Below are 9,076 nucleotides of genomic sequence, written 5' to 3'. Positions count from 1 at the left end.
TGGCGTCCCCAAGGGGATTCGAACCCCTGTTACCGCCGTGAAAGGGCGGTGTCCTAGGCCTCTAGACGATGGGGACAAGGAACTTGATTGGTCAATCCGCGAGTGGTGGAGCCAGCGAGGATCGAACTCGCGACCTCAACAATGCCATTGTTGCGCTCTCCCAGCTGAGCTATGGCCCCACGCGATCGAGAACGCGAATATTAAAGAAAGACTTCGCGTTTGTCTAGGCTTTTTTATTGATATAGGCGATGGCTCGGCCGACCCTGGAGAGCGTCGTATCTTTTCCCAACAACTCCAGGGTGAGGTCGATGGGAGGCGATACCGTCGTTCCCGATACGGCGACCCGAAGCGGCTGAGCGACGCTGCCCATCTTCACTCCAAGCGTTTCCGCCGTCTCCACGACCACCTGGTGAATCGCCTCTCGGCTCCAGTTACCCAGCGCCCAGAGTTTTGTTTCCAGCGCTTGCAGCGCCCCGAGATTATCGGCGGTCAGGTTCTTGCTGGCGGCCTTCTCGTCGTACGCTTCGAACTCTTTGTAAAAGAAGACGCTCGCGTTCGCCATATCGACCAGGGTCTTGCACCGCTCGCGCTGCGCTTCGACCACCCTGACGGGATCGGGCCCCCGAGTGGGATCGATGTCCAGTTGCCCCAGATGCCAGCGCAGATGATGCGCGACATGCAAGGGATCGCTGTGCATGATGTAGTGATGATTCAGCCACAACAGTTTTTCCGGATTGAACGCCGAGGCCGAATGATTGATGTCGTTAACATCGAACAGCTCGATCATTTCGTCCACCGAAAAGATCTCCTGATCGCCATGGGACCAGCCGAGGCGCACCAGATAATTGATGAGCGCCTCGGGCAAATAGCCGTCGTCGCGGTATTGCATGACGCTGACCGCTCCATGGCGTTTCGATAGCTTGGCTCCATCTGGCCCTAAGATCATCGGCACGTGAGCGTATTTCGGCAGCGGCGCGCCCAAAGCCTTCAGAATGTTGATCTGGCGCGGCGTGTTGTTGAGATGGTCGTCGCCGCGGATGACATGGGTGATCTGCATGTCGAGGTCGTCGACCACCACCGTGAAGTTGTAGGTGGGGGTACCGTCCGAGCGAAGAATGATGAGATCGTCCAATTCACTGTTCTTCACAATGACCTGGCCACGCACGAGATCTTCGATGACGACTTCGCCGTCGTCCGGATTGCGAAACCGCATCACCGGCTGAACGCCTTCGCGGGGCTCGGTACGATGGCGGCAACGGCCGTCGTAGCGGGGCTTTTCCTTGCGTGCCAGTTGTTCGGCACGGAGGTTATCCAACTCTTCCCTAGTGCAGTAGCAATGATAGGCCTTGCCTTCGTTCAGCAATTGCTGGGCAATGGCTTTATAACGCTCGAACCGATGGGTTTGATAAAACGGTCCTTCGTCGTATTCCAGCCCGAGCCAGGTCATACCCTCCAGAATCGCATTGACCGCGTCGACCGTGGAACGCTCCAAGTCCGTATCCTCGATGCGCAGGATAAAGGTGCCGCCGTGCTTGCGTGCGTAAAGCCAGGAGAAAAGCGCCGTGCGCGCGCCGCCAACGTGCAAGTAACCCGTAGGGCTGGGAGCAAATCGGGTGCGTATGGTCATTCGAATAATCCTGAAAAAAGACTAGAGTTGCCGACTTTTGCCGTCGGCCCTCAGTGACTAGAGGGTGGAGGAACGCTAATAATACCAAAATCCGGTGTATTCCTTTATCGCGAAGATCGAGGGATGTTACCGAGGGACCGGAACCAGGCTATCCTTATTGTTTTTCCCGGATTCAGTGTCATCGGCGATCCAACGAACGCATTCCATTCGTAATGACTCTCGAGACGGCAGATACTCTTCAAAACCCTTTATTGCAACTTTGCTACCAGGAAATGCGGGCGAAGAAACTGGTGCTGCCCACGCTCCCCGACATTTCCCTCAAGATACGCAAGGCCATCAACGACGACCGGGCGAATAATTCGAAGATCGCGCGGGTCGTTCAAATCGATCCGGCCATTACCGCACGGCTGATTCATATCGCCAACAGTCCGCTTTATCACGGCCGCAAGAAAATAGAGAGCTGCCCCGAGGCTCTGACGCGACTCGGGCTCAAAGCGGCGCAGCACTTGATCACCACGTTTTCCTTGAAAGCGGTGTTTATCGCCAAGTCGTCCCAGATCCGGAAACGGATGCATGAACTGTGGGCGCACAGCAGCTACGTCGCCGCCATCTGTGCCGTGCTCGCCCATAAGACCAGGGGGTTCGATCCCGATCGGGCGATGCTGGCTGCGCTGGTTCACGATATCGGCACCGTTCCCGTGCTCACCTTCGCCGATCGGCATCCGGAATTGATCGCCGATCCCCGCCATCTCGACCAGGCGATACAAACCTTGCGCGCCCCCGTAGGCGCGATGATCTTACGGAAGTGGAATTTTCCTCCGGATTTCGAAGATGTGACGGTCCACGCCGAAAATTGGTTTCGCGATCACCCCGGCGCTCCGGATTATACGGATCTGGTCATTCTGTCCCAGCTCCACAGCTTCGTCGGCACGCTGCAGATCCACAAATACCCCCGCATGGATGAAATTCCGGCTTATCGCAAACTCATGGAGGGACAAGCGGCGACGGATTTGAGCAAAGACGTGCTCGGTCTTGCCAAGGAAGAAATTTTGCAGATTCAGCAAATGCTTACACGTTGACACAAATGGAAATCCGGCTGCCTGTCCGCGTCCCGACGACTCCCCTGCTTCAAGCCGGGGCGCAGCCGCTAAAGCTCGGGGACATTCTTCGAGCGGTCGTTGAGACACAACTCAAGGACAACAGCTTCCTTCTCCGACTCGACGCCGGCGGCCGCACTCTTACGGCAAACAGCAGCGCGAACCTCCAGCCGGGGCAGATACTCGAACTCGAGGTGGTCAAGCTCGGCACCACGCCCGAGCTTCGCATCGTGCCGCGCGATTCCGGCGCCGATGTGCCGGAATCGACGGTTCAGCAGGCTTTACGCCTGTTCTTGCCGAAACAGGAACCGCTCGCCGATGTGATCCAGGAACTCCACCGCCTAGTCGCGCAGGCCAGACAAACGTCCCCGTTGCCCGTCCCGATCACACAAGCTTTAGAAAATCTGTTGGCCTCGATCCCGAAAAAATCCGAGTTGGCGACACCCGAGGGCTTGGAAAAAGGTTTATTGAACTCGGGGATATTTCTTGAAGCGAAGCTCGCCGACAATGCCGATTCGTCGGCCGAATTCGCCGATTCGGATTTCAAAGCGCAACTGCTCCGAGTTCTCGATAGGCTGAAGGTGCTTCGGACCAGTGCGGACGCTATCCCCGATACGCCCCGCACTACGGCGGACGGAGGAGAGATTCAAACCCGACCGTTCAGCGCCGATGCCGAAGAGCAAGCGGAACTAACCGAGTTTCGTTTCGAAGACGCCGGCACATCCGAAGATATCGCGCTCGCGGATGAGCGAATCGCGCGAACTGCGGAGCGCGGCGAAAAGGATTCACCGAAACTGCCTGGAGACTCGCAGCTCGCGACGCCGCGCACCCCGGAGCACGAATTATCCACCGCACGCCGCAAGACTCTTCCGTCACCGGACGAACAGAACGAACTCGTGCAGGGGAATGAACGCGGAGCCGAACGTATCGCGCAAAAAGTCGAAGCCGCAATCGCCAGGGTGGTCATGGATCAGCTTGCGTCACTGCCCAGGAACGATGCCGCGCCATCCGTTTGGCAAGTGGAAATCCCTTTTACCGATGGACAGCATAAGGACGCGGCAAAACTGCTGATAACCAAGGATGCGAAGCCCGGCAGCGCGGAGAGTCCCGACTCTTGGTCGCTTACGCTGGAATTGCACCCGCCGGGGCTCGGGACGTTCTGTGCGCGCGTCGTCTTGAAGGGCGACCGGATCGACACCTATTTGTGGAGCGACACGGCAACGACATCCGACCTCATCCGCGAGCAGTGCGAACGTCTTAGAGCGCGACTGCATGGCGCAGGGCTAGCCGTAGGTCAACTGACGGCGCTGGATCGACCGCCCGATTCGCCGCGCTCCGAAAATCCCTCCCCGCCGATCCTGGATCTCCGCGCATGACCCGGCTGGTCAATCCTCCCGATATCGCCGTCGCCCTGCATTACGACGGAGAGAGCACCCCGCGCGTGACCGCAAAGGGCAAAGGTGCGGTCGCGGAGCAGATCATAGAGCGGGCGCGGCAACACAATATTCCGCTGCACGCGGACGAGGGTTTGGCGAACGTGTTGGCCAAGGTCCCGCTGGGCAATGAAATTCCGCGGGAACTCTATCTTGCGGTGGCCGAAGTGATCGCTTTCGCCTATTCGCTCAGCGGCAAAATGCCGGGCAAATAGCGGAAGCCGAACCATTCGATCTTTAGGATTTATAGCGCGTCGGATCTGAAATACCGGCTTCGGCAAAACCGATTTTTCGGAATCGGCACGAGTCGCACGAACCGCAGGCTCGCCCTTCATCGTCGGCCGAATAACATGACACCGTTAAAGCATAATCGATGCCCAAATCTGTCCCGATGCGGATGATTTCGGCCTTTTTGAGCGTGATCAACGGCGCATGTACCTTGAAATGCTTCCCCTCGACACCGGCCTTGGTCGCCAAGTTCGCCAGACGCTCGAAAGCCTCGATATACTGCGGCCGGCAATCGGGGTAGCCGGAATAGTCGACGGCATTCACGCCTATGAAAATGTCCGCGCTGCCCAAGACTTCCGCCCAGCCGAGGGCGAATGCGAGAAAGACGGTATTCCGCGCAGGTACGTAAGTGACCGGAATGCCTTCCTGCGGAGTCTCCGGCACGGCGATGCGGGTGTCGGTGAGCGCCGAGCCGCCGAACTCGCCGAGACCTATTCGGATGATCTTGTGCTCGATCGCGCCGCAGCTCTGCGCCACGCGCCGGGCGGCATGGAGCTCCGCGCCATGGCGCTGTCCGTAATCGAAACTGAGGGCGTAACACTCGTATCCTTGCGACTTCGCGATAGCCAGAGTCGTCGCCGAATCGAGTCCGCCGGAGAGCAAAACAACCGCTTTTTTCATCGTCGTCATCACCGTCCGGGTGTGTCGCCCCAGAGGATCTTGTGTAGCTGTACTTGGAAACGAACCGGCAAACGGTCGCGCAAAATCTTGTCGGCAAGCTCCGCAGGATCTTGCGCGCCCATGGCCGGCGAGAAGAGCACTTCGCAACGATCCGACAAGCCGTATTCCTCCATCTTGGCCTTTGCCCATTGATAATCGGCCTCGTTCATGATGACGAACTTGAGCTGATCCTTCCGATCGAGATAGTCCAGGTTGCGATAGAGATTCCTCGACTCTTCGCCGGACGAGGGCGTCTTGAGGTCCAGAACCTTGACGACTTTCGGGTTGATATCCGACACGTCCAGAGCCCCGCTGGTTTCCAGCGAAACCTCATAGCCCTTCTCGACCAGCGCATCCAGCAAGACGAGACACCCGCGCTGCGCCAACGGCTCGCCCCCTGTGACGGTCACATAACCCGGATGGTAGGTCCCAACTTCAGCCACGATTTCGTTGATGGACATCTTTTGGCCGCCGGTAAAGGCGTAAGCCGTGTCGCAATACACGCAACGCAACGGACATCCCGTCAAACGGACGAAGACCGTCGGCAATCCAACGGTGCGGGACTCCCCTTGCAGGGAGTAGAAGATTTCGGTTACTCGAAGTTGATTCACTAATCAGGCGCTGCCAAAAATCAGCGCTTTGCTTCTTGCCGTAGCTTATCCAGCCGTTTCTCCGCCATCTTTGCGGCGCTGGAATCGGGATAACGCTTGACGACCTCGGTCAGCAGTTCCTTCGCGTTCGCCTTCTGGCCGGTTTCGTACTCGATGAAACCGATTTTCAACAGAGCGTCCGGCACTTTGCTGCTCTGTGGAAAGTCCTTGATCAGTTTCCGGAAAATGTCGCGCGAAGTATTGAAATCACGGCTGACATAATACGCTTCCGCAAGCCAGTAGTGCGCATTGTCCGCGTATTCGCCGGTCGGATAGGCCGCGATGAAGTTTTTGAATTCCTTGACCGCTTCCGGATATTTTCCTTCTTTCAATGTATTGAAAGCCTTTTGATAGGCCGCCTGGCGATTTCCCGGATCGCCAGGCGAAACGGGCGCTTGTGGCGCCGGTGCCTGAGACGCGGTCGCTTCCGTCGGGGCCGCGCCATCGGGCGAAGCGGACTGATCGAGGGGCGCCTGCGGCGCAGCGGAACCGCCGGCGGACAACTGCTGCATACGCTGGTCCAAGTCCGTATACATAGCCTGTTGCTGGTTTTTCAGCTCTTCGAGCTGATGGGCAAGCTCCTCGTTTTCCCCGCGGAGCTTGAGGACTTCAGCCTGCAACTGCTCCATCCGATTGAACATTTCGATCAAGGTGTTTCCCGAGAGACGCTTCTCCAACTGAGAGACGCGCTCCTCGAGGGTAGCCACCCCGTAGCCGGTTTGATTTTGATCGTACCTTCGATCGTATATCTGGTCGTACTGCTGGGCACTCGAAATCGTCGCATGCAGCGATCCCAAAAACAGCAATGTGAAAACCGGCTTTTTTAGATGCATACGGTTAACGTCCCGAATAGGAAATTTCCACCCGACGATTCTGCTGCCAAACCGATTCGTCGTGACCCGATACGGCAGGTTTTTCCTCGCCGAAACTGACCACTTGGACCTGGCCATCATTAGCGCCCTGGAACTGCATCATCTTGGCTACGGCCTTGGCCCGCTGCTCGCCCAACGCGATGTTGTACTCGGGAGAGCCCCGCTCGTCCGCATGTCCTTCCAGAATGATGTTGCGCTCCGGATGGGAAGCCAGATAATTCGCATGAGCACTGACGACCTGCTGATACTCCGGCAGCACTTCGTAGCTATCGTACATAAAGTAGATGACTCGCTTGGACAACGGACTGGACGGATCATCCAGCATCGGATCGCCGGTCCCGCCCGCACCCGGACCGTAACCGGCGCCGCCCGGACCGTATGCGCCGCCATCCGTGCCTTCGCCGTACTTGCTGATCTGCGGGCCGCCGGGCCCGCCCTCCATGCCCGCTTCGGCGCCGGCCTCCTCTTGCACGCCGCCTTTCGAGCTACAACCGTTAAGGACAAGAGACATCATAGCGACAACCAATGCAGTCTTGACAAGTTTCATCTGTTTTCCCCACTAGCAAGATAAAAATCGACCTACTGTTTTTTCTAAGCTTCCGCCCTTCTCACGAAACCCGCCAACGCCGCCTTACGGGGACCACGCCGGCTCGCGCACTTGTCCGCTGTCGATACGAAGGCTCTGCTGAACCCTGCCGTCTATCGAAACGGCTGCCAACTGCCCTACTCCGCCGCTCTTCGAGGCGTAAAGAATCATGCTCCCGTTAGGCGCAAAACCCGGCGATTCGTCCAGACGCCCCTTGGTTAGCACGCGCAATGTACGGGTCTGCAAATCCATCACGGCGATCCGGTAGTCGCCGCCATTGCCGTGGACCATCGCAATGCTGCGTCCGTCGGGCGAGAACACTCCGCGCGCATTGTATTCTCCCTCGTAGGTCAAGCGCTGCGCCGGCCCGCCGGAGGAAGACACGAGATAGAGCTGCGGCTTCCCGCCTCGATCCGAAGTGAATACGATGCTCCCGCCATCCCGCGACCAGTTCGGCTCGGTATCGATGCCGATATGATCCGTAATTCGGCGCAAAGAGCGGGACGCCAAATTCATCACGTAAACATCAGGGTTGCCATCCTTGGAGAGGGTCATGGCCAATTGAGAGCCATCCGGAGACCAGGCCGGCGCCCCGTTGATGCCGGGCGCGTCGGACACCTTCTGACGTTCGCCCGTCGCAAGGGTCTGGATGAAGATGGCCGAGGTCTTGTTCTCGAACGACACGTAAGCGATCCGCTTGCCGTCCGGCGACCAGGCCGGGGACATGATCGGTTCGACCGAGCTGATGATGGTTTGCGGGTTATACCCGTCGGTATCGGCGATTTGGAGACGGTACTGCCGATCGCGAGGGCCGCTGCCGGTCACGGTTACGTACGCCACGCGAGTAGCGAACGCGCCGGGCTCGCCGGTCAACTGCTGATAAATGATGTCGGCGATACGGTGCGCGGTGCGGCGCGTCTCCGGCGCATTGAACGGGATTCTGGCGCTGGTCAGCAGCGTACCTTTTATCGAGTCGTACAGGAAAAACTCGGCCTCGTACTGGCTGCCGGCACCGGGCTGTACCCGCCCTATGACCAGATGATCCTGCCCCAACACTTGCCAGGTGCGGAATCGAACCTGCTCCGGCGACGTCGGCGTTTCCAGCATTTCGCTTTCCGGCAAAGGTTTGAAACGTCCGCTACGTGCGAGATCAGCCGCAATGATGCTGCCGATGTTGTCGCCCGGCAAAATCTGCTGACCGAAAGGCACCACGGCGATCGGCATGGCGCCTTCGACGCCCTGAGTAATTTCCACGTTTAGCTCGGAGCGCGCCCAACCACTGAAGAGCGTGAGAAAGACGCTCAAAAAGAAAACGCTGCGAAATCGTCTATTCATCAAACACCTGGACAAGAATTATTCGGGCTTGAATGTGAACTTAAATGCTCGAAGTTGTTCCGCCACCTTCGGGTCAGAAGGCCATGGCAAAGGCGATGCTTTGCGCACGGCAGCCTCGGCGGATCGGTCGAACGTGGAGTCGCCGCTACTGCTGACCACTTGGACATCAGCCACCTCACCGCCCGGCAGCAAGCGGACTTGAATTATACAGGACAGCCCGCTCTTGGCGGACGGCGGACGAAGCCATGAGCGCGTAACTTTCGGCTTGATGTACGTATTCGCCCAGTCGCTCGCCGCTTTCTTGGCTTGCTGTTCCATCGCGGCTCGGTGTTCTTCCTCGAGCTGCTCGCGCAATGCCAATTCGCGCTCCGCCTGTAGCCGGCGGGCCTCTTCCTCGGCCTTCCGTTTCGCCTCGGCTTCGGCCTTCCGGCGCGCTTCTTCTTCGGCTTTCCGCTTTGCCTCCAGCTCGGCTTTTCGCTTCGCTTCCGCTTCGGCTTTCTGTTTGGCTTCGAGCTCCGCTTTCCGTTT

The 9,076-nt window shown here is 58.3% G+C and carries 10 protein-coding genes and 2 tRNA genes; 3 read left to right on the top strand and 9 right to left on the bottom strand.

The features are described 5' to 3' along the window. The 3 genes from ABJK70_RS15720 to gltX form a co-directional block, all read right to left on the bottom strand. Nucleotides 1-76: transfer RNA gene (locus ABJK70_RS15720), tRNA-Glu, on the bottom strand. 27 nt (nucleotides 77-103) lie between these two features. Next, nucleotides 104-179: transfer RNA gene (locus tag ABJK70_RS15715), tRNA-Ala, on the bottom strand. A gap of 44 nt (nucleotides 180-223) precedes the next feature. Continuing rightward, on the bottom strand, nucleotides 224-1,627 hold the full coding sequence (gltX, locus tag ABJK70_RS15710; RefSeq protein ID WP_086135334.1) for a glutamate--tRNA ligase: 1,404 nt from the start codon (nucleotides 1,625-1,627) through the stop codon (nucleotides 224-226). A 272-nt stretch (nucleotides 1,628-1,899) separates the two neighbouring features. On the opposite strand from gltX, the gene ABJK70_RS15705 reads away from it, so the two are divergent. From ABJK70_RS15705 to ABJK70_RS15695, 3 genes are read left to right on the top strand one after another with little or no spacing between them, the layout of a single operon-like run. After that, the gene (locus ABJK70_RS15705; protein ID WP_240507114.1) at nucleotides 1,900-2,706 is read left to right on the top strand and encodes an HDOD domain-containing protein; all 807 of its coding nucleotides are present in this window, start codon (nucleotides 1,900-1,902) and stop codon (nucleotides 2,704-2,706) included. A 5-nt stretch (nucleotides 2,707-2,711) separates the two neighbouring features. Further along, nucleotides 2,712-4,100: a flagellar hook-length control protein FliK gene (locus tag ABJK70_RS15700; protein WP_347258429.1), complete on the top strand. Its 1,389-nt coding sequence runs from the start codon at nucleotides 2,712-2,714 to the stop codon at nucleotides 4,098-4,100. Continuing rightward, a complete protein-coding gene (locus ABJK70_RS15695; RefSeq protein ID WP_077728979.1) occupies nucleotides 4,097-4,372 on the top strand; it encodes an EscU/YscU/HrcU family type III secretion system export apparatus switch protein in 276 nt (91 codons plus the stop codon). The genes ABJK70_RS15700 and ABJK70_RS15695 overlap by 4 nt, the downstream gene beginning before the upstream one ends. Before the next feature lie 22 nt (nucleotides 4,373-4,394). On the opposite strand, the gene queC is transcribed toward ABJK70_RS15695, so the two are convergent. The 6 genes from queC to tolA all read right to left on the bottom strand — a co-directional run. Then, the gene (gene queC, locus ABJK70_RS15690) at nucleotides 4,395-5,066 is read right to left on the bottom strand and encodes a 7-cyano-7-deazaguanine synthase QueC (protein WP_086135497.1); all 672 of its coding nucleotides are present in this window, start codon (nucleotides 5,064-5,066) and stop codon (nucleotides 4,395-4,397) included. Between the two features lie 8 nt (nucleotides 5,067-5,074). Then, nucleotides 5,075-5,716, bottom strand: coding sequence for a 7-carboxy-7-deazaguanine synthase QueE (gene queE / locus ABJK70_RS15685; protein ID WP_347258428.1), 642 nt, complete (start codon nucleotides 5,714-5,716; stop codon nucleotides 5,075-5,077). A 20-nt stretch (nucleotides 5,717-5,736) separates the two neighbouring features. Further along, nucleotides 5,737-6,588: a tol-pal system protein YbgF gene (gene ybgF, locus ABJK70_RS15680; RefSeq protein ID WP_168183894.1), complete on the bottom strand. Its 852-nt coding sequence runs from the start codon at nucleotides 6,586-6,588 to the stop codon at nucleotides 5,737-5,739. 4 nt (nucleotides 6,589-6,592) lie between these two features. After that, nucleotides 6,593-7,174, bottom strand: a complete 582-nt coding sequence (gene pal, locus ABJK70_RS15675) for a peptidoglycan-associated lipoprotein Pal (protein ID WP_077728976.1) — start codon at nucleotides 7,172-7,174, stop codon at nucleotides 6,593-6,595. 84 nt (nucleotides 7,175-7,258) lie between these two features. Further along, complete coding sequence (gene tolB / locus ABJK70_RS15670) at nucleotides 7,259-8,548, bottom strand: Tol-Pal system beta propeller repeat protein TolB (RefSeq protein ID WP_347258427.1); 1,290 nt, start codon at nucleotides 8,546-8,548, stop codon at nucleotides 7,259-7,261. Between the two features lie 18 nt (nucleotides 8,549-8,566). Continuing rightward, nucleotides 8,567-9,076: cell envelope integrity protein TolA (gene tolA / locus ABJK70_RS15665; RefSeq protein ID WP_347258426.1), on the bottom strand; the 510-nt coding region annotated here is incomplete at its 5' end.

Origin of the sequence: Methylocaldum sp., assembly GCF_039794385.1 — a bacterium.
GTDB lineage: Bacteria > Pseudomonadota > Gammaproteobacteria > Methylococcales > Methylococcaceae > Methylocaldum.
This window is presented reverse-complemented; position numbering and strand designations above follow the sequence as displayed.